Annotated in this window: 16 protein-coding genes and 1 pseudogene; all 17 read right to left on the bottom strand. The window is 60.9% G+C overall.

Features of this window, described 5'->3' with window-relative positions; translation table 11 throughout:
• Position 1: 1 nt before the first annotated feature.
• Positions 2 to 1435 carry a hypothetical protein gene (locus C6A77_RS03450; protein WP_114168020.1) on the bottom strand — a complete coding sequence of 478 codons (1434 nt, stop codon included), beginning with the start codon at positions 1433 to 1435 and terminating at the stop codon, positions 2 to 4.
• A gap of 6 nt (positions 1436 to 1441) precedes the next feature.
• Positions 1442 to 2713 carry an O-antigen translocase gene (locus C6A77_RS03445; RefSeq protein WP_114168019.1) on the bottom strand — a complete coding sequence of 424 codons (1272 nt, stop codon included), beginning with the start codon at positions 2711 to 2713 and terminating at the stop codon, positions 1442 to 1444.
• Positions 2714 to 2716: 3 nt separating this feature from the next.
• The gene (locus C6A77_RS03440) at positions 2717 to 3829 is read right to left on the bottom strand and encodes a DegT/DnrJ/EryC1/StrS family aminotransferase (RefSeq protein ID WP_114168018.1); all 1113 of its coding nucleotides are present in this window, start codon (positions 3827 to 3829) and stop codon (positions 2717 to 2719) included.
• Positions 3822 to 4289 carry an acyltransferase gene (locus C6A77_RS03435; RefSeq protein ID WP_114168017.1) on the bottom strand — a complete coding sequence of 156 codons (468 nt, stop codon included), beginning with the start codon at positions 4287 to 4289 and terminating at the stop codon, positions 3822 to 3824. Before C6A77_RS03435 ends, C6A77_RS03440 begins: the two co-directional genes overlap by 8 nt.
• The gene (locus tag C6A77_RS25865; RefSeq protein ID WP_241507382.1) at positions 4282 to 4695 is read right to left on the bottom strand and encodes an FdtA/QdtA family cupin domain-containing protein; all 414 of its coding nucleotides are present in this window, start codon (positions 4693 to 4695) and stop codon (positions 4282 to 4284) included. The genes C6A77_RS03435 and C6A77_RS25865 overlap by 8 nt, the downstream gene beginning before the upstream one ends.
• Positions 4696 to 5256, bottom strand: a pseudogene (gene rfbC, locus C6A77_RS25860) (dTDP-4-dehydrorhamnose 3,5-epimerase); the annotation flags it as partial.
• Between the two features lie 75 nt (positions 5257 to 5331).
• Positions 5332 to 6393, bottom strand: a complete 1062-nt coding sequence (locus C6A77_RS03425) for a Wzz/FepE/Etk N-terminal domain-containing protein (protein ID WP_114168015.1) — start codon at positions 6391 to 6393, stop codon at positions 5332 to 5334.
• A 232-nt stretch (positions 6394 to 6625) separates the two neighbouring features.
• Positions 6626 to 8044, bottom strand: a complete 1419-nt coding sequence (locus tag C6A77_RS03420) for an MBL fold metallo-hydrolase (RefSeq protein WP_114168014.1) — start codon at positions 8042 to 8044, stop codon at positions 6626 to 6628.
• A gap of 111 nt (positions 8045 to 8155) precedes the next feature.
• Positions 8156 to 8419, bottom strand: coding sequence for a lipopolysaccharide assembly protein LapA domain-containing protein (locus C6A77_RS03415; RefSeq protein ID WP_114168013.1), 264 nt, complete (start codon positions 8417 to 8419; stop codon positions 8156 to 8158).
• Positions 8420 to 8438: 19 nt separating this feature from the next.
• Positions 8439 to 8735, bottom strand: a complete 297-nt coding sequence (gene ihfB / locus C6A77_RS03410) for an integration host factor subunit beta (protein WP_056807345.1) — start codon at positions 8733 to 8735, stop codon at positions 8439 to 8441.
• A 234-nt stretch (positions 8736 to 8969) separates the two neighbouring features.
• The gene (locus C6A77_RS03405; protein WP_178082369.1) at positions 8970 to 10028 is read right to left on the bottom strand and encodes an acyltransferase; all 1059 of its coding nucleotides are present in this window, start codon (positions 10026 to 10028) and stop codon (positions 8970 to 8972) included.
• Between the two features lie 90 nt (positions 10029 to 10118).
• Positions 10119 to 11795 carry a 30S ribosomal protein S1 gene (gene rpsA, locus C6A77_RS03400; protein WP_003252673.1) on the bottom strand — a complete coding sequence of 559 codons (1677 nt, stop codon included), beginning with the start codon at positions 11793 to 11795 and terminating at the stop codon, positions 10119 to 10121.
• A gap of 124 nt (positions 11796 to 11919) precedes the next feature.
• Positions 11920 to 12606, bottom strand: coding sequence for a (d)CMP kinase (gene cmk, locus C6A77_RS03395; protein WP_114168011.1), 687 nt, complete (start codon positions 12604 to 12606; stop codon positions 11920 to 11922).
• Complete coding sequence (locus C6A77_RS03390; RefSeq protein ID WP_114168010.1) at positions 12603 to 14843, bottom strand: bifunctional prephenate dehydrogenase/3-phosphoshikimate 1-carboxyvinyltransferase; 2241 nt, start codon at positions 14841 to 14843, stop codon at positions 12603 to 12605. Before C6A77_RS03390 ends, cmk begins: the two co-directional genes overlap by 4 nt.
• Before the next feature lie 160 nt (positions 14844 to 15003).
• Positions 15004 to 16098 carry a prephenate dehydratase gene (gene pheA / locus C6A77_RS03385; RefSeq protein WP_114168009.1) on the bottom strand — a complete coding sequence of 365 codons (1095 nt, stop codon included), beginning with the start codon at positions 16096 to 16098 and terminating at the stop codon, positions 15004 to 15006.
• The gene (gene serC, locus C6A77_RS03380; protein ID WP_114168068.1) at positions 16098 to 17183 is read right to left on the bottom strand and encodes a 3-phosphoserine/phosphohydroxythreonine transaminase; all 1086 of its coding nucleotides are present in this window, start codon (positions 17181 to 17183) and stop codon (positions 16098 to 16100) included. The genes pheA and serC overlap by 1 nt, the downstream gene beginning before the upstream one ends.
• Before the next feature lie 145 nt (positions 17184 to 17328).
• Positions 17329 to 20094: a DNA gyrase subunit A gene (gene gyrA / locus C6A77_RS03375; RefSeq protein ID WP_114168008.1), complete on the bottom strand. Its 2766-nt coding sequence runs from the start codon at positions 20092 to 20094 to the stop codon at positions 17329 to 17331.
• Between the last annotated feature and the right edge of the window lie 259 nt (positions 20095 to 20353).

Genomic DNA, 20353 nt, shown 5'->3' with positions numbered 1-20353 from the left:
CTCACCCTCGCGCTCTGGGGAGCCTGGCCAGCCGATACAGCGTGACCTTGATCAAGAGCTTGATTCTCGGCACCCAGGCGTAGGAAAGCAGAGTACGCAGCGCCAGGCGCGTATCGATGCGGCCCAGGGCGTCTAAGACATCCGCAGGTATCATGCTAGTGACCTTACCTGTCGGTTTCATGAAATCGAGATTGCCCGTCCAAGGCAGCAAGGCAGCCAGTTCATTGTCGCTGTACTCGCCCCGCTCGATACAGGCCAGGTACCGCGCTTTCACGGCCTCCAGCGAGTTGACTCGTTGCACCGCTTCCACCACGGGGGCGCTGGGCCGCGGCTGTTCAATACTGGTCAGGAGCTGGTCGATGCTGGCCACCTTCAGGCTGTCCGCAGGGGAATAGCCCTGGATCGGCGCAACCAGCCCCACGCAACGCTGCCCCTTGAGCAGCTGCTCGGCGAACGCCGTGCCACCGGGTATAGGGTAACTGTCCAGATAGAAGTCGGCTTGCTCCGCAAACGCCAGGTAGTCCTTGTACGGCAAATGGCGGCGAATGAAAAAGCGCGTGGGATAACGCAGCTTCACGGTCCACCACCAGGTGTTGGTCAGGGGGTTGGCGCCGATGATCCAGCACTCGGCAGTGGGGAAACGCTCGAGAATGGCGATAATCGACGGGCGCATGTCCAGGCCGCGGTGTGGCTTGTACTTGGCAGCGGAGGCCGCGCTGAACACTTTGATCCGCTCGTGGACCGGCACGGCATCCGGCACTTTGGCGCCGCTGGTCTCGATCGGAATCGCCAGGAAACTCTTCTGGCAGGCAAGGTGCTTCTTCTTGTCCAGATGGTGCCCGTAGGCGCTGATCTCGAAATACACATCAGCCACTGCCGCGCCAAAGCTGAACACGTGGTCGGCATGATTGACGAAATACACCGTCAGCGCGGCGCCACGCTGCTGCTTCAGCAGGCCGCAGGCGACGGTGGTGATGATGTCGTCCGGGTGGATGTGCAGCACCACCTTGTCGTACCGGGCCAAGGTGTCGATGATCGACTGCAGACGGGCACACGCGTCATCGCCGCGCGCCACCTCGATATGCTCGAAATAGCCTGCCAGGCGTTCGAGCACCTCGGGTTTGGCGCTGCGTGCCACCAGCAGGTCTACCGGCTCTTCGTGCATGCGCGCCAGGCGCTCCATCAGCCGGGTGTGCCCGCCTTGCATATAAGGTTCGCTGACTACGTGCAGACAACCGCGCACTTCGCCCCCGGCGGCCGGCAGCGTGACCTGGCTCGCGCAGCGGTCCACCAGATAGCGTTCAAGCCCTACGGCATCGTAAATACCCAGGTCTACCGCCCAGAGCAATGCCCCATAAACCTGCGCCTGCACCAATGCCGAGGCAGGTTCAGCGTCCAGAATGCGTCCCTGTAACTGCTCGATGACGTCCTTCATCTCTGCTCAGCTCCGCGCCGTATCGCTAACAATGATGTGCAAACGACGGAATACCGAGAAATACATGACGATTCCGTACAACAGGTAGTTTGCCGCATAAGCCAGGGTAACTTGTTCATACCCCCACAGCTGGGTGAAATAGACAGTCAGTGCATACAGCGAAAGTGTCGAGAGAATCTCGGTAACCAGGTACAGACGGGTAAGTGCCTTGCCGAGCATGAGGTAGGCCATCAGCCAACTGACTACCTTCAGACTGTCCCCAACCATCTGCCATGCAAACAGGTCGCGCATGGGCAGGAATGACTCCGAAAACAGCACATGGATGATGAAGTCTCTCAGCAGGTAGATAACCAGGCCGGCAGCAACGGTTAGGGGCAGGATGAGCTTGTACCCCTGGATGATTTCCCGACGCAATTCATTCGCTTCGCAAAGCTCCGAGAGCCTTGGCAGATAATAAACCGCAAGCGTGGTCGTGATGAGCATCAGATAGGCCGTGCTCAGGCGCCACATGGCCTCCCAGTAACCTGCGTGATCCCAGCCAAATTCAGTGCCCAGGTAATCGCGGATGAACACATGGCAAACGGGCAGCGAGCAAGCCGTGACAACGGCCATGAGGGCGAACTTTGCAAGCCGAGAAAGGGACTGCCGGTCCAGCGCCCCGATGAAATCGCCGGGGCGGAACCATGACGTGCGCATACAGATGACCAAGGTGGCCACGAAGCTCAACGACTGGTATACAGCCAACGAAACCAGCGCACCGTAAAGCCCCAGCCTGATGGTCAGGGCACAGGTCACCACCAGCGATATCAGGCTGCCGAGGATGTTGGCAAGCACATAGCGCTGAACATCTTTCTTTCCGTTCAGAATGCCCAGCAACAACGAATTGAAGGCAAAAAATACCAGGGTGGCGGCAAACCACACCAGCACAGGTGCAAGCGCCTGGTCATTGAAGAACCAACCTGCCAAGGGAGCTCGCAAGGCCACGATCAATATCGCGAGCACACACGAAACCAACAGTGACAGCGTCCCTGCGGTTCGCCAAAGCCTGTGTTGTTCGTCCGGGCGATCGGCAAACTCGGCCGTGTACTTGGTTACCCCTGTGCTGACCGCGCCGCTGGCCAGTGTGGTGAACATGGTCACGGCGTTTTGCAGTTGCCCGATCGCTGCGTAACCCGCCGGCCCAACATAAAGGGCCAGTACCTTGTTGAGCCCTAGCAATGTCGCCATCTTTACAAAAACAGCAATCGCGTTCAGCAGACTGGTCTTGATCAGCGTCATGAATTACTGACCGGCCGGGGTGAAGCTGTTGCAGGCATCAATGACCGTCTGAATATCCGCGTCGCTCATGGTGGGGTCTACAGGCAGGCTGATCACTTCATCATGAATCTTTTCAGTCAGCGGCAAGCTCAAACCGTTGTACTGGCGGTAAGCCTGTTGTTTGTGAGGCGGGATCGGATAATGCACCAGCGTCTGTATACCCTGCCCACGAAGGTGTTGCTGCAGCTTGTCTCTGTAGGCGGTGCGCACGACATACAGATGCCAGACATGCTCCTCTGCTGCACCGTTGTGCGGTTGGGCGATATGCCCATTTTGAATGCCGGCGTGGTAGCAGGTGGTGATATGCCGGCGGCGACTGATCTCTTCATCAAGGTACTTGAGCTTCACATCCAGCATCGCCGCCTGGATCTCGTCCAGACGGCTGTTCACACCGACGTACAAGTTCTTGTACTTCTCATGGGAGCCGTAGTTTCTGAGCGCCCGCAGCACTTCCGCCAATTCGCCATCCGAGGTGGTGATCGCCCCGGCATCACCGAGCGCACCCAGGTTCTTGCCCGGATAGAAGCTGAAGCCTGAGGCGTTCCCCCAGTTGCCCGCGCGCCTGCCATTGATCGAGGCGCCATGCGCCTGGGCCGAGTCTTCGAGCACCAGCAATCCGAATTCGGCGGCAATTTCGTTGATTGCCTTCATGTCGGCGATCTGCCCATACAGATGCACCGGCAGGATGACGCGAGTCTTGGCGGTGATCGCCTGGCGTATGAGAGACGTATCGATATTGAACGTCCTCGGGTCTGGCTCGACGAGCACTGGCTCCAGACCACTGGCGGTGATTGCCAGGATACTCGCAATGTAGGTATTGGCCGGAACGATGACCTCATCACCCTGCTTCACCCGCCCTAGCTGCTTCCAAGCGGTCAGGGTCAGCGTCAAGGCATCGAGGCCGTTGGCCACACCAATGCAGTGAGCGGTACCGCAATAAGCGGCAAAATTGCTTTCAAAGCGAGCCAGGGCGCTACCGCCGATGTACCAGCCGGAGTCGATGACCTCGGCGCAAGCCTGCAACAGCTCCTCGCGGTACTGTTTATTGACAGCTTTCAGATTCAGGAAATCAACCATGCGCTAGCTCCCTTGTTATTTTTGCCGGATTACCCACTACCACGCAGTAATCAGGCACATCCTTGGTCACGACAGCACCGGCCCCCACCATGGCATGTCGACCAATCGTAATGCCGGGGAGCAATGTCGCATTCGCACCGATGCTGCAGCCTTCCTTCAGCACGGTGACTTCGTAGGCTTCGGGATAGCACTTGGAGCGCGGCACCCTGTCGTTGGTGAATGTAGCATTGGGACCGATGAAGACATTGTCCTCGATCACCAACCCCTCCCACAGAAACACACCACTTTTCACCGTGACGTTGTCTCCGACTACAACCCCTCCCTCGATCAGGGTGTGCGCGCAAATGTTGCAGTTGCTGCCAATTCGCGCGCCTTTGAGGATGACCGCGTATTGCCAGATTCGGGTTTTCTCGCCAATCGCATCGGTTTGCACATCGGCCAGGGCATGGATACTAGGCATGGGCGATCAACCTCTGGAAATCTTCATAACTGCGGATGTAATCGCGCTCATCATAGGTTTCGCTGGCGATCACCATGAGCACACAGTCCTCGCTGAAATCATGCATTTCACGCCAGACCATATTCTTGATCAGCAGGGCTTTCTGCGGCGCATCAAGCATATGGTCAACCGGGCCGGTACCGTCATCCAAGGTCATGCGGCAACTGCCAGCCAGGCAGATGATCAGTTGCTGAAGGTCGCGGTGAGCATGAAAACCACGGCTGACACCGGCCTTGGTACCGAAGATGTAGTAAACGCGGCGGATGGCAAACGGAATGTTCAGGGCCTTTTCAATGCTGATAAGGCTTCCACGATCATCACCAATGATCGGAAGGAGCAGATCCTCCGCCTGCCCCTTGAGGATCAAGGGTGGCAGGTCAGCCTCGGCAAGGCTTGGCGCTACCGCATCCTTGTCGCTGATCAGCAGCCCTTCGAGCTGTGGCCACTCGATAGCCAGATCCGGGTCATTCCAGGCAATGCTGCGCTCATGCTCTTTGGAATAGACATTGGTCGTGCGGTACTGGAACACCGTATCTTCTTCCAGCGCGATGAAACCATGGGCGAAGCCTTCAGGCACCCACATCATCTTGCGGTTAGTCGCCGACAGCTCCATGCCTACCCACTGCCCGAACGTGGGAGAGCCTTTGCGAATATCCACCGCCACATCGAATACGGCGCCCTGAACCACACTCACCAACTTGCCCTGGGCAAACGGATAAAGTTGATAGTGCAGACCACGCATGACGCCTTTTTTGGACAGCGAGCAGTTTTCCTGAACGAAAGACGGTGGAAGGGTAATACCTTGCGCGCTGAGTAGCGCATGAAACTTAGGCTCGCTATAAGACTCATAAAACCAGCCTCTGTCGTCCTCGAAAACAGTAGGTTCAAAAACGACTACATCCGAGATATTAGTTTCTATGAGTTTCACGCAACCAGCCTCTTGTTAAAATTCATTACTGTGGATTCGACGCTCCCGCAGTATGCAGACCCGCGGGCTGGTAGATCAAACGCGCTCCAGGCGGCGCCCCCTTTCAGAGGAAACCAGATGGGTAAATGCGGCCACGAGCACACCAAGCACCAAACCTGCAAACACGCCCCCTGCAACAATGAGCAATCTGCCAAGCCGGACCGGGCTATCAGGGACTTCGATGGCACCATCCTGCTGAAAGACCTCGATCACCGCCGGGTTCAGCTGCAGGTTGCGGTAGAAGTCGAGCTTCTCCTGAACCTCTCGCAAATCGGCAACGAAGGGGTCATCGGATTCGCGCGCGCGAAGGTTTGCGAGCTCTGCCTCAATAGCCTGGCTACCCCGCATATAGGTCAACGTACCCTGCATGCCACCCGACACTTCGGCGTTCATGCCACTGGCGATGATAGGGGGCTTGCTCAGGTTCACTGCCTTGGCGACCTTCAGCGCCTCTTGCAAGCGCGCTATCTGGTCTTCACGCTGCTTGCGCGCTGCCTCCCGTGCGCTACGGATCTGTTGTTCAAGGTTCTTGATCAGTACCTTGACTTCCGTATCAGCATCTTCAACCAAAGTCTTCTTGGCGGTGTCGCTGGCCATTTCCGTAAAGCGCGTTACCCACTTCACACTCATCTGTGGGTCATCACTCAAAGCCCTGATCAAATAGCGCCCGGCACTATCTCCTGCCACCGGACCTACAGTCAACACCTTGCCAAACCGGTCGTAAAGTGCATCTTGAGAACCCTGGCGGGAGCCCTCAGGCAAATTAGGCAGATAGACCGTACGAAAGAACTTGCGGCGCAGGGATTCGGACTGCAGGGCACGCAGGTATATTTCATAGACATCCTTGGGTTTGAACACTTCGAGGCCGCTGTTTTCGGTACGACCATAATTCAACTGAGCAATATCGTTCTTGGTCGGCGGCAGGATAAAAGACTTGGCCTCGTACATAGGTGTTTTGAGCGAGACGTAAACAAGCGCTGCGGCAGTGATCAATACAATGCACGAAAGAATCAGCAGTTTGCGACTCCACAAGACCTGCCAGAGCTCGAGAACATCAACTTCGTCCGTTTCGATTCCGGGGCTACGTTCTTTTTGCATTTGTTCTCGTTTTCCTTAGATCCGACCATTCGCATGATTCCTATGCCAGCGAGGCTAAGCCTGGCTGCAGCGGGACTCCATAAAGACCTGCTGAACCTCAGCGTAGCGGCATTTTGCTCATCCACCGCAGACCGCACGAAACGGCCTACAGCTTTAGCACGCATCCGATCTAAGAGGAAGATGCCGTCAACAAGTTCCACAGCCACCTTGCGAGCCGACGGCCTGTGCCTCGCTATCGAGCAACCGCGACATCAATCTCCCTGCCGCCACGCTTGCGTAGCGCCCGGTCCAGCGCTGCCTTGGCCCGCGGTTCGCCGTGTACCAGCACCACCCGCCTGGCGGCGCTGACGCCATCCAGCGCGAAGCTCACCAACCCCTCCTGATCCGCATGGCCAGAGTAACCTGGCAACGTGACGACTTTTGCCCGCACCTCATACATCTCCCCATCCAGGTCAATCTGCACAAACCCTTCCGCCCCTTCACTGGCCTGTATCACCGCCCCCGGCGTGCCCTTGGCCTGATAACCGACAAACATCACCTCATGCCGTGGATCGCGCAGCATGGCTTTGAGGTAATTGACGATTCGCCCACCCGAACACATGCCATTGCCGGCAATCACGATCGCTGGCCGCCCGGTACTCTTGAGGTAATTGACCACCTGCTGATGGCGGGCGTGGGTATCCACACTGATCAGCTGGCTGAAACCCAGCGGGTCGCGCCCTTCGGCTAGGCGCGCCCTGGCCTCGGCATTCCAGTAGTCGTGCAGTTCGCGATACACGCCGGTGATGCGCTGGGCGAGCGGCGAGTCGAGGATGATAGGCACTTGCGACCAGTCGAACGGACCGCCATCGGTGGCCGGGGCGGCTTTGTTCAGTAAGGCCTTGCGGTGCAGGATGCCTTCCAGTTCGTACAGCAGCTCCTGTGTACGGCCAAGGCTGAACGCCGGAATCAGCAGCGTGCCCTGGTCGGCCAGGGCACGGTCGATGGCCGCTTCCAGGCGCTGCTCACGATCGCCGGCAGGCGGGTGCAGGCGGTCGCCGTAGGTGCTTTCGAGCACCAGCACATCGGCCCGCTCCGGGGGCTGCACGGGGCGCAGCAAGGGGCTGTTGCAGGCACCGAGGTCGCCGGAAAACACGTAGCGGGTGTTGGTTTGCTCATGCTGGATGTCGCACTCGACATACGCCGAGCCCAGCAGGTGGCCGGCGCGCTGCAGGCGAATGCGACAGCTGAGACCAGGGTGCTCGACCAGCGCGTGCCACTGCTCGAAAGGCAGGGGCACAATGAGGTCACGCAGGAAATCGAGGTAACGCGCCACATGGGCGGGCTCGCTGCTGATGCTCAGCTTGTAGGCGTCCTCCAGTATTAGCGGCAGCAACCGCGCGGAGGGCTCGCTGCACAGGATGGGGCCACGGTAGCCGGCAGCCAGCAGTGCGAGGATACGGCCTACGTGATCGAGATGAACATGGGTGATGACCAGGGCCTGGATACCCTGCACATCGAAACCGAGCTCGGCGGCGTCCGGCGCCGCCTCGGCGCCCTGCTCCAGGCCGCAGTCGATCAGCAGGCTGACGGACGCATCAAGGTGCAGCTGGTGGCAAGAGCCGGTAACGCCGCGGGTGCCACCGTGATGGGAAAGGACGGGAAATTCCATGCTGCACACACTCGCCTGGGCCGAAAATGAAGTGCGCTATTACTCCATGACGGCCGGTATCGGCATAGGTGAGACTTTCCCAAACGGGTGTAGGAATTGTCCTTATATATGTCAGTTGCCGCTCAGCGCGGCCTGACGGGCAGAAGCCCTGATCTTGCGCTTGCTGCGCAGCACGCCGTACGCACCGAGCAACGGCCCGACTGCCAAACCGATGACCAGTGCGGCCAGGACCAGCACGGCGACCGGCATGGCCGGGGCCACCCAACCGAACAGGACCAACGAGACGGTTTGCTGGTTCTCCAGCACGAAGAACAGCACCACAGCCGCCAACAGCAGCACGAACACCGCCGCCAGGGCGCGCTTGAGGTTACGCATCAGATTGCTCCTTGTGGAATCAGGTGTGGGCCTCATCTTCTTCATTGACCCGGTCGCGCAACTCTTTGCCGGGCTTGAAGTGCGGCACGAACTTGCCTTCGAGGCTGACCGACTGGCCGGTCTTCGGGTTACGGCCCACGCGTGGGGCGCGATAGTGCAGCGAGAAGCTGCCAAAACCGCGAATCTCGATGCGATCGCCAGTGGCAAGGCATTGTGACATCTGCTCAAGCATGGTCTTGATGGCCAGCTCCACATCCTTGGACGAGAGCAGCCCCTGATGGGTGACAATACGTTCGATCAGCTCCGACTTCGTCATATTTTTCCCTTCGTTATCAAGCAGCTAGATCATTGCTTAACCAGTTTGTAGCACGCTGGAAGGGATTTGAACAGGGCGGTTCTTGACTTAATAAAAAAATTCAAGATTGAAGTTTTGCTGGAATGGTCTAGCCAGCGGCACCTGGAAGGCGCCGAACCGGCTGACCTGGCGTTCGCGCCCCCCCTGCGGGAGCGGGCTTTAACCACGGGGGAAGCCCGTGCCTGCCCCACCGGGTCAGGCCAGCTGCTGTTGGGGGTTGGTTTTGGAAAAGCGCTTGCGCATCGCCAGGGCTGGCTTTTCCACCAACTCCCACGACACATACCCTGCCAACCAGGACGCCGGCACGGCAGCCAACATCAGCCAGTAAGGCCCGGCCCACGGCATCGCCCCCGCCAGGACCTGCTGGATCGGAAAGGCATACAGGTAGATGCCGTATGAGTAATCCTGCACCCATGAAGGCAGCTTCAGCTGCGGGCAGTAAGCGAAGTACAACGTGCCGTAAAGCGTCAGGGCAGCACAGGCGAACACCTCGAAACGCCCACCCTTGCTCAGTAACAGCAACCCGGCACACGCTAGCAGCCACCACCACCCGTACGGGATCAGCGCCCGGCACGAATAGAACGCCGAGCCCGCCAGGAAACACACCACCAGCTTGAACGGGTACTGCGCATAAGCCGGGTGCAGGGTATGCAGCCCCAGCGCAATCAGCAGCGCCGTAAGCGTCAGCCCCGCCATCGGCCATCGGCAAACCCTGGCCACCAGCACCAGTACTCCCAGCACCAGGTACATGCGCATTTCCAGCGGAATGGTCCACAAGCTGCCATTGACCGAAACCCCGTATGTCCGTGGAGTAAAACTCACCTCCGGCAGCACGAACTGGGCATCCTTGAGGATCAGCAAGGGGCTGTAGACGTACCGGTAGACCTGGCGCTGAGAAAAATACTCGGCCAACGGCAGCGAGGTCGCCAACGGCCCCAACACGAAGGCCATCAGCAACAGGCATACCAGCAAACCGGGAAATATTCGTAGCGCCCGCGCCAGGTAGAAATTGCGCGCGCTGTTGCTCACGCCACTGGCTGTGATCAGCAAGCCGCTGAGCATGAAGAACACTTCCACGCCCAGGCTGTGGACAGGTACTGGCAGGCCGAGCCACAAGGCTGGGTCGCTACAACTCGTGCATTCCTGATAGGACAGTGCGTAGGAGTGGCCGACCACCACAGCGGTCGCTGCCAGCAGCCGAATGACCAGGAAATTGTTGTCGCGACCACGCCCGCTCATAACGTCGGCGAACATCAACATCACCCAATCCCCCACAGCTATGGCTTATTGATAGCACAAAAAAGGGCGACCCGAGGGTCGCCCTTTTTACCGATCAAACAGAACTCAGTTCTGCTTGGCCATTGCTTCGCGCAGCAGCGCAGCCATGGTGGTATCGGCAGCCGCTTCCGGAGCGTTTTTCAGGCTCTGGATGGCTTCGCGCTCTTCAGCATCGTCCTTCGACTTGATGGACAGGCTGATAACGCGGGACTTGCGGTCAACGCTGATGATCTTGGCTTCGATCTCTTCGCCTTCCTTCAGAACGTTACGCGCGTCTTCAACGCGGTCACGGCTGATTTCGGAAGCTTTCAGAGTAGCTTCGATGTCGTCGGCCAGGGTGACGATGGCGCCTTTGGCGTCAACTTCTTTCACGATGCCCTTGACGATAGCGCCCTTGTCATTGACAGCAACGAAGTTGGAGAACGGATCGTCTTCCAGCTGCTTGATGCCCAGGGAGATGCGCTCGCGCTCTGGGTCGACCGACAGGATGACGGTTTCCAGCTCGTCGCCCTTCTTGAAACGACGTACGGCTTCTTCGCCGGTTTCGTTCCAGGAGATGTCGGACAGGTGAACCAGACCGTCGATGCCGCCATCCAGACCGATGAAGATACCGAAGTCGGTGATCGACTTGATGGTACCGGTGATCTTGTCACCCTTGTTGAACTGGCCGGAGAAGTCTTCCCATGGGTTGGACTTGCACTGCTTGATGCCCAGGGAGATACGACGACGCTCTTCGTCGATGTCCAGAACCATGACTTCCACTTCGTCGCCAACCTGAACGACTTTCGACGGGTGGATGTTCTTGTTGGTCCAGTCCATTTCGGAAACGTGTACCAGACCTTCAACGCCTTCTTCCAGCTCAGCGAAGCAGCCGTAGTCGGTCAGGTTGGTAACGCGAGCCTGTACGCGAGTACCTTCTGGGTAGCGGGCAGTGATAGCTACCCACGGATCTTCGCCCATCTGCTTCAGACCCAACGAAACGCGGTTGCGCTCGCGGTCGAACTTCAGAACGCGTACGTCGACTTCGTCGCCAACGTTAACGATTTCCGATGGGTGCTTGATGCGCTTCCAGGCCATGTCGGTGATGTGCAGCAGGCCGTCGATACCGCCCAGGTCCACGAAGGCGCCGTAGTCGGTGAGGTTCTTGACGATACCTTTGACCTGTTGGCCTTCCTGCAGGGTTTCCAGCAGGGCTTCGCGCTCGGCGCTGTTCTCGGCTTCCAGCACGCTGCGACGGGAAACGACAACGTTGTTGCGCTTCTGGTCCAGCTTGATGACCTTGAATTCCAGCTCTTTGCCTTCCAAGTGGGTGGTGTCGCGCACAGGGCGGACATCAACCAGGGAGCCCGGCAGGAACGCACGGATGCCGTTAACGTCGACAGTGAAGCCGCCCTTAACCTTACCGTTGATAACGCCCTTGACCACTTCTTCGGCGGCGAAAGCTGCTTCCAGAACAATCCAGCACTCGGCGCGCTTGGCTTTTTCACGGGACAGCTTGGTTTCGCCAAAGCCGTCTTCGACCGCGTCCAGCGCAACGTGAACTTCGTCACCGACCTTGATGGTCAGCTCGCCAGCTTCGTTGTAGAACTGCTCGAGCGGGATGACGCCCTCGGACTTCAGGCCAGCGTGTACGGTAACCCAGTCGCCGTCGATGTCGACAACGATACCGGTGATGATCGCACCCGGCTGAAGATTGAGGGTTTTCAGGCTTTCTTCAAAGAGTTCTGCAAAGCTTTCGCTCATTTTAATTCCTGTAGATTCGGGCGAAACAGACGCCCATCGCCACATTCCAGACAATGTGGGTTTGTTTTAAGTAAAGGAAAGCCGGCGGGACGTTGACTGGTGCCCCCGCCTGCTCTCCTGGCTATCAGAGGAGGTCGCGCAGTGCGATCTCGCTCCTGATACGTTGCAACACCTGCTCGATGGACAACTCGGTAGAGTCCAACTGAATGGCATCGGCCGCTGGTTTCAGCGGGGCCACTGCACGTTGGGTGTCGCGTTCATCACGCGCACGAATCTCATCCAGCAGACTCGACAGACTAACATCTTCACCCTTGCCCTTCAACTGCAGGAAGCGGCGACGTGCCCGCTCCTCCGCGCTGGCGGTGAGGAAGACCTTCAATGGCGCGTCCGGGAACACCACGGTGCCCATGTCGCGGCCATCGGCGATCAGCCCCGGGGCATCGCGGAATTCGCGCTGGCGTACCAGCAGCGCATCGCGCACGGCCGGCAGCGAAGCGACCATCGACGCACCGGCGCCGACGGTTTCGGTGCGGATGACGTTGCTGACGTCCTCACCCTCGAGGATGATCTGCTGCAGCTTACCGGGCTCGGCGGCAATGAACTGCACATCCAGATGGGCGGCAAGCTTGGTCAGCAGCTCTTCGTTGGTCAGGTCGACGCCATGGTTGCTGGCATTGAATGCCAGCAAGCGGTACAGCGCGCCGGAGTCCAGCAGCTTCCAGCCCAGCTCGCGGGCCAGCAGCCCGGCGACGGTGCCCTTGCCCGAGCCGCTTGGCCCGTCGATGGTGATGACCGGCGCCAGGGCACTCACGACTTGCCCTCTTCCGCCACGCGGATGCCCACTTCGGCGCACAGCGCCAGGAAGTTGGGGAACGAGGTGGCGACGTTGGCGCAGTCGTGGATGCGGATCGGCGCACTCGCGCGCAGCGAGGCAACACTGAAGGCCATGGCGATACGGTGGTCACCGTGGCCATGCACTTCGCCGCCGCCCAACTGGCCGCCGTCGATGATGATGCCGTCCGGGGTCGGTTCGCACTGGATGCCCAGGGTGATCAGGCCATCGGCCATGACCTGGATACGGTCGGATTCCTTCACCCGCAGCTCTTCGGCGCCTCGCAGCACGGTACGCCCTTCGGCGCAGGCAGCGGCGACGAACAGCACCGGGAACTCGTCGATGGCCAGCGGCACCAGCTCTTCGGGAATGTCGATACCTTTCAGCTTGGCGCCACGCACGCGCAGGTCGGCAACCGGCTCGCCACCCACTTCACGCTGGTTTTCCAGAGTGATGTCGCCGCCCATCAGGCGCAGGATGTCGATCACGCCGGTACGGGTCGGGTTGATGCCGACATGTTCCAGCACCAGTTCGGAGCCTTCGGCGATGGACGCCGCCACCAGGAAGAACGCCGCCGAGGAAATGTCGGCCGGCACTTCGATACGGGTGGCGGTGAGCTTGCCACCGGACTGCAGCGAGGCCACCGGGCCGTTGCTCTCGACGCTGTAGCCGAAGCCACGCAGCATGCGCTCGGTGTGGTCACGGGTGGGTGCCGGCTCGGTGACGGTGGTCTTGCCCTCGGCATACAGGCCGGCCAGCAGCAGGCAGGATTTGACCTGGGCGCTGGCCATCGGCAGCGTGTAGGTCAGCGCCTTGAGTTTGTGGCCACCCCGGATGGTCAGCGGCGGGCGGCCTTCGGGGCCGGTCTCGACCACCGCACCCATCTCGCGCAGCGGGTTGGCCACACGGTTCATCGGGCGCTTGGACAGCGAAGCGTCACCGGTCATGGTCACATCGAACGACTGACCGGCCAGCAGCCCCGACAGCAGGCGCATCGAGGTCCCCGAGTTGCCCACATAAAGCGGCCCGGGTGGCGCCTTGAGGCCGTGCAGGCCGACGCCATGAATGGTCACGCGACCGTGGTTGGGGCCTTCGATGACCACCCCCATGTCACGGAATGCCTGCAGGGTCGCCAGCGCGTCCTCACCTTCGAGGAAACCTTCGACCTCGGTGGTGCCTTCGGCCAGCGAGCCGAGCATGATCGAGCGGTGGGAAATCGACTTGTCGCCCGGTACGCGGATCCGCCCGGACAGGCGGCCACCCGGTTGGGCCAGGAAAATCAGATCGTTGGCGTTCATAGCGTCCACATAGGCCCGGCGGGCCAGGATTTTACTGAAATGCTCGCGGGCCACTCGAGCGCGGGTGAATACACCCAGCAACTGGTGCCCGTCCCCTTCAGCGATCGCGTCGCGCAAGGCGTCGAGATCGCTGCGATATGTATCAAGCGTGCGCAGGACAGCATCGCGGTTGGCGAGGAAGATGTCGTGCCACATGGTCGGGTCACTGCCGGCGATTCTCGTGAAATCGCGGAAGCCTCCCGCAGCGTACCGGAAGATCTCGAGGTTTTCATTGCGTCTGGCCAGCGAATCGACCAGGCCAAAGGCCAGCAGGTGCGGCAGATGGCTGGTGGCGGCCAGCACTTCGTCGTGGCGCTCGACCGACATGTGCTCGACATCGGCGTCCAGCGCGCGCCACAGGCGGTCGACCAGCGCCAGGGCGGCCGGGTCGGTTTCCGCCAGCGGGGTGAGGATGACCTTGTGGCGGCGGAACAGGGTAGCGTTGGAGGCCTCTACTCCGCTCTGCTCGGAGCCAGCGATGGGGTGGCCGGGGACGAAGCGCGGCAGGCGGGCACCGAAGACGGCTCGCGCCTCACGGACGACGTTGCCCTTGGCACTGCCGACGTCGGTAATGATGGCGGTGCCGAGGTCGAGTTGAGCCAGGCGGGCCAGGACTTTTTCCATCGCCAGGATCGGCACGGCCAACTGGATGACATCGGCACCGACACAAGCGCTGGCAAGGTCTTCCTCGCAGCGATCGACCACGCCCAGGGCCACGGCCTGCTTGCGCGAGGGGGCGTCCAGGTCGACACCGACCACTTCGCGGCACAGGCCGCTTTCACGCAGGCCCTTGGCGAACGAGCCACCGATCAGGCCGAGACCGACCACCACCAGGCGGTTGATGATTGGCGCGGGTTTGGTTTTTGCTGCTTTTACCACTGGTGCGAACCCTGTTCAGAAATCTAGGCAGCCTGGGAAGGCCATTGGGGCTGCTGTGCAGCCCATCGCGACACAAGGCCGCTCCCACAAGGGATTGCGTACTCCTGTGGGAGCGGCCTCGTGTCGCGATGGGGCGCGAAGCGGCCCCAACCCTGTCAAATCAAAGCACCGCCTTCGGATACGACCCCAGCACCTTCAGCGCCACAGCCTCCTGGCTGATCTGCTCGAGCACCGCCTTGATCAGCGGGTCGCGGTGGTGGCCGACGAAGTCGATGAAGAACACGTAGGTCCACTTGCCGCTGCGCGACGGGCGGGTCTCGATGCGGGTCAGGTCGATGCCGTTCTGGTGGAACGGCACCAGCAGCTCGTGCAAGGCCCCCGGCTTGTTGCTCATCGAAACGATGATCGAGGTCTTGTCGTCGCCGGTCGGTGGTACTTCCTGGCTGCCGATCATCAGGAAGCGCGTGGAGTTGTCCGGGCGGTCTTCGATCTTCTCGGCAAGGCGGGTCAGACCGTACAGGTTGGCCGCCATATCGCCGGCGATCGCCGCCGAATTCCACTCGCCCTTGACCCGTTTGGCTGCCTCGGCATTGCTCGACACGGCCACGCGTTCCACGTTCGGGTAGTGCGCGTCCAGCCACTTGCGGCACTGCGCCAGCGACTGGGCGTGGGAATAGATGCGGGTGATGCTGTCGGTCTTGGTGTTCTCGCCCACCAGCAGGTGGTGGTGGATACGCAGCTCGACTTCGCCGCAAATCACCATGTCATGCTCGAGGAAGCTGTCGAGGGTGTGGCTGACTGCGCCTTCGGTGGAGTTTTCCACCGGCACCACGCCGAAATTGACGGCACCGGCCGCCACTTCACGGAACACTTCGTCGATGGCCGCCATCGGCCGGCTGACCACCGCGTGGCCGAAGTGCTTCATGGCCGCAGCCTGGGTGAAGGTGCCTTCAGGGCCGAGGTAGGCAATTTTCAGAGGTTCTTCCAAGGCCAGGCACGACGACATGATTTCGCGGAACAGCCGCGCCATCTCTTCGTTGTCCAGCGGGCCCTTGTTGCGCTCCATCACGCGCTTGAGCACGGCGGCTTCACGCTCGGGGCGGTAGAACACCGGTTTTTCACCCTCGGCCAGCGAGGCGGTCTTGACCTTGGCCACTTCCTGGGCGCAACGGGCGCGCTCGCTGATCAGCTCGAGAATCTTCTCGTCGAGGCTGTCGATGCGAACGCGCAGCGCCTTCAGTTCGTGCTCGGACATCAGCCGTGCTCCTTCTCGAATTCGGCCATGTAGGCCACCAGGGCTTCGACGGCGTCCAGGCCCAGGGCGTTGTAGATGGAGGCGCGCATGCCGCCGACCGAACGGTGGCCCTTGAGGTTGAGCAGGCCACGGGCATCGGCACCGGCGAGGAAGGCTTTGTCCAGGCGCTCGTCAGCCAGGCGGAACGGCACGTTCATCCACGAACGGGCGTTGTGGCTGATCGGGTTGGTGTAGAACTCGCTGTTGTCGATGAAGCCATACAGGCGGTCTTTCTTGGCGCGGTTGCGCTGCTCCATGGCGTCGACGCCACCCTGCTCTTTCAGCCACTCGAAGACCAGGCCCGAGAGGTACCAGGAATAGGTGGCCGGGGTGTTGTACATCGAGCCGTTGTCGGCCGAGACCTTGTAGTCGAGCATGGTCGGGCAGCTGCTGCGGGCGCGGCCGAGCAGGTCTTCACGCACGATCACCACGACCAGGCCGCTCGGGCCGATGTTCTTCTGCGCACCGGCGTAGATCAGGCCGTACTGCGACACATCGATCGGACGCGAGAGGATGTCGGACGACATGTCGACCACCAGCGGCACGTCACCGGTCTCCGGCACCCAGTCGAACTGCAGGCCACCGATGGTTTCGTTGGACGCATAGTGGACATAGGCCGCGCTGCTGGTCAGGTTCCACTCGTTCTGGCCCGGGATCGCCAGGTAATCGTAGGGCTTGGCGCTGGCGGCGACGTTGACGTTGCCGAAGCGGCGCGCTTCCTCGATGGCCTTCTTCGACCAAATGCCGGTCTCGACGTAGTCGGCGGTGCCGTTTTCCGGCAGCAGGTTCAGCGGGATTTCGGCGAACTGCTGGCTGGCGCCGCCCTGCAGGAACAGCACCTTGTAGTTCGAGGGGACGGACAGCAGGTCACGCAGGTCCTGCTCGGCCTTTTCGGCGATGGCCACATAATCGTCGCTGCGATGGCTCATTTCCATCACCGACAAGCCCTTGCCACGCCAGTCCAGCATCTCGGCCTGGGCGCGCTGCAACACAGCGTCAGGAAGCGCGGCAGGGCCTGCGCAGAAGTTAAAGGCTCGTTTGCTCACATCCACTCTCGCTCTAATTAGATCTAAACAGCTAGTTCTGCGGGAACCCTGTGGGAGCGGGCTTGCCCGCTCCCACAGGGCCAGGCATTGCCCGGCCTAATCAGTCAAACGGGGCGACCTTGGTCGCCCCGTTCGGGTTTTACGCTTACTCCTGCGGAGCCTCTTCGGCGCCGGCAGCTTCTTCATTGTCCGGCGCTTCAGCCTCGGCGCCTTCCTCGTCAGCCTCGATCACCTCATCGAGCTCTTCCTCGGACGGCTCCTGGATACGCTCCAGGCCCACCAACGTCTCGTCAGTCGCCAGCTTGATCAGGGTCACGCCCTGGGTGTTACGGCCCAGGCTGGACACCTCGCCAACGCGGGTACGCACCAGCGTGCCCTGGTCGGAGATCAGCATGATCTCTTCGCCTTCCTGCACCTGGATGGCGCCAATCAGCAGGCCGTTGCGCCCCTTGGTGCCCATGGCGATCACGCCCTGGCCACCACGGCCGCGACGCGGGAACTTGGACAGCGGGGTGCGCTTGCCGAAGCCGCGCTCGGAGGCGGTAAGGATCTGCGCGCCGGATTCCGGGATCAGCATCGAGATGATCCGCTGGCCCTTGCCCAGCTTCATGCCACGCACGCCACGGGCGTTACGGCCCATCTCGCGCACCACGCTTTCCGCGAAGCGGATGACCTTGCCGGCGTCGGAGAACATCATGACTTCCTTGGCACCGTCGGTAATGGCCGCGGCGATCAGGGTGTCACCTTCCTTCAGTTTCAGGGCGATCAGGCCGTTGGAACGCGGACGGGCGAACTGCACCAGCGGGGTCTTCTTCACGGTACCCGAAGCGGTAGCCATGAAGATGTAGGCGCCGGTCGGCTCAGCCACCCACTCAGGGGTGTCGCCCTCCTCCTCGTCCACTTCCTCGGCCTCGACCACTTCACCTTCGAGCACGGTGTCGTCCGCGTCCTCCAGCTCTTCGTCGGCATCAGCGCTCTGCTGCAGGGCCTCGAGGTCGATCTGCAGCATGGCGGTGATGCGCTCACCTTCCTCCAGCGGCAGCAGGTTGACCATCGGCCGGCCGCGTGCGGCGCGGGACGCTTCGGGAATGTCGTAGGTCTTCAGCCAGTACACCTTGCCCTTGCTGGAGAACAGCAGCAGGGTGGCGTGGCTGTTGGCAACCAGCAGGTGCTCGACGTAGTCCTCGTCCTTCACCCCGGTAGCCGACTTGCCTTTGCCGCCACGGCGCTGGGCCTGATAGGCGGACAGCGGCTGGGTCTTGGCGTAGCCACCGTGGGAAATGGTCACCACACGCTCTTCTTCCGGGATCATGTCGCCGTAGTTGAGGTCGTGGCGCGCATCGAGGATTTCGGTGCGGCGGGCGTCGCCATATTCGGCGCGAATGGCTTCCAGTTCCTCGCGGATCACTTCCATCAGGCGCTCGGCGCTGCTGAGGATGCGGATCAGCTCGCCGATCTGCTCGAGGATTTCCTGGTACTCGGCCAGCAGCTTTTCATGCTCCAGGCCGGTCAGGCGGTGCAGGCGCAGGTCGAGAATGGCCTGGGCCTGTTCCGGCGACAGGTAGTACTTGCCTTCGCGCAGACCGTACTGCTCCGGCAGGTCCTCGGGGCGGCAGGAATCGGCGCCGGCGCGCTCGACCATGACCTGCACGGCACTGGACTCCCAGGCGGTGGAAATCAGCGCTTCCTTGGCTTCGGACGGGGTCGGCGAGGCCTTGATCAGGGCGATGACCGGGTCGATGTTGGACAGCGCGACCGCCTGGCCTTCGAGGATGTGCCCGCGCTCACGCGCCTTGCGCAGCTCGAACACGGTACGGCGGGTCACCACTTCGCGGCGGTGACGGACGAACGCTTCGAGCAGGTCCTTGAGGTTGAGCAGGCGCGGACGGCCGTCGACCAAGGCCACCACGTTGATGCCGAACACGCTCTGCAGCTGGGTCTGCTGGTAGAGGTTGTTGAGCACCACCTCCGGCACCTCGCCGCGACGCAGCTCGATGACGATGCGCATGCCGTCCTTGTCGGACTCGTCGCGCAGCTCGGTGATGCCTTCGATCTTCTTCTCTTTGACCAGCTCGGCGATCTTCTCGATCAGGCGCGCCTTGTTCAGCTGGTACGGCAGCTCGGTCACCACGATCTGCTGGCGGCCGCCGACCTTGTCGATGTCTTCGATTTCGGAGCGGGCGCGCATGTAGATGCGGCCACGGCCGGTGCGATAGGCCTCGATGATGCCCTGGCGGCCGTTGATCAGGCCGGCAGTCGGGAAGTCCGGGCCAGGGATGTACTGCATCAGCTCATCGATGGTGACTTCGGGGTTGTCGATCAGTGCCAGGCAGCCATCGATGACTTCGCCGAGGTTGTGCGGCGGAATGTTGGTCGCCATGCCCACGGCGATACCGCTGGAACCGTTGACCAGCAGGTTGGGAATACGCGTCGGCATGACTGCCGGAATCTGCTCGGTGCCGTCGTAGTTGGGCACCCAGTCGACGGTTTCCTTGTGCAGGTCGGCCAGCAGCTCGTGGGCCAGCTTGGCCATGCGCACTTCGGTGTATCGCATGGCCGCGGCGTTGTCGCCGTCCACCGAACCGAAGTTGCCCTGACCGTCGACCAGCAGGTAACGCAGCGAGAACGGCTGGGCCATACGCACGATGGTGTCGTAGACCGCAGTGTCGCCGTGCGGGTGGTACTTACCGATCACGTCACCGACCACACGGGCGGACTTCTTGTACGGCTTGTTCCAGTCGTTGCCCAGTTCGCTCATCGCATAGAGAACGCGACGATGCACGGGCTTCAAGCCGTCACGCGCATCGGGCAGCGCTCGCCCGACAATCACGCTCATCGCGTAGTCGAGGTAAGACTGTCTCAGTTCGTCTTCGATATTGACCGGGAGGATTTCTTTGGCCAGTTCGCCCATGAGAAGCCTGATTCCTTTTTCTGGTGAAACTTCGCAGCTCCATCAAGGGCCGAACGAAGCTCGCCGCCGCAGCGCATAGGGTGCGACGACTTACGACAAATCAATGAGTTGTGCCATGGATCTGCGCAATGAAGGCCGCCATGATGGGCGGTCCTGGAAACTGCCGGATGTTATCACAAAGGCATGGGCGGTGGGGAGATGTGGCAGGTGGTCTCAGGCGGGTTTGAAACCTGGAATTTCCACTGGTCTCTTCGCGGGC

Origin of the sequence: Pseudomonas sp. AFG_SD02_1510_Pfu_092, from assembly GCF_003331055.1 — a bacterium.
Lineage (GTDB): Bacteria > Pseudomonadota > Gammaproteobacteria > Pseudomonadales > Pseudomonadaceae > Aquipseudomonas.
This window is presented reverse-complemented; position numbering and strand designations above follow the sequence as displayed.

Excerpts from the sequence above, each read along its gene's own strand:
- C6A77_RS03420 (WP_114168014.1), bottom strand. The coding sequence starts at position 8,044 with ATGGAATTTCCCGTCCTTTCCCATCACGGTGGCACCCGCGGCGTTACC.
- gyrA (WP_114168008.1), bottom strand. The coding sequence starts at position 20,094 with ATGGGCGAACTGGCCAAAGAAATCCTCCCGGTCAATATCGAAGACGAA.
- C6A77_RS03405 (WP_178082369.1), bottom strand. The coding sequence starts at position 10,028 with ATGTTCGCCGACGTTATGAGCGGGCGTGGTCGCGACAACAATTTCCTG.
- C6A77_RS03450 (WP_114168020.1), bottom strand. The coding sequence starts at position 1,435 with ATGAAGGACGTCATCGAGCAGTTACAGGGACGCATTCTGGACGCTGAA.
- pheA (WP_114168009.1), bottom strand. The coding sequence starts at position 16,098 with ATGTCCGAGCACGAACTGAAGGCGCTGCGCGTTCGCATCGACAGCCTC.
- C6A77_RS03425 (WP_114168015.1), bottom strand. The coding sequence starts at position 6,393 with ATGCAAAAAGAACGTAGCCCCGGAATCGAAACGGACGAAGTTGATGTT.
- C6A77_RS03445 (WP_114168019.1), bottom strand. The coding sequence starts at position 2,713 with ATGACGCTGATCAAGACCAGTCTGCTGAACGCGATTGCTGTTTTTGTA.
- rpsA (WP_003252673.1), bottom strand. The coding sequence starts at position 11,795 with ATGAGCGAAAGCTTTGCAGAACTCTTTGAAGAAAGCCTGAAAACCCTC.
- ihfB (WP_056807345.1), bottom strand. The coding sequence starts at position 8,735 with ATGACGAAGTCGGAGCTGATCGAACGTATTGTCACCCATCAGGGGCTG.
- C6A77_RS03415 (WP_114168013.1), bottom strand. The coding sequence starts at position 8,419 with ATGCGTAACCTCAAGCGCGCCCTGGCGGCGGTGTTCGTGCTGCTGTTG.
- C6A77_RS03440 (WP_114168018.1), bottom strand. The coding sequence starts at position 3,829 with ATGGTTGATTTCCTGAATCTGAAAGCTGTCAATAAACAGTACCGCGAG.
- C6A77_RS03435 (WP_114168017.1), bottom strand. The coding sequence starts at position 4,289 with ATGCCTAGTATCCATGCCCTGGCCGATGTGCAAACCGATGCGATTGGC.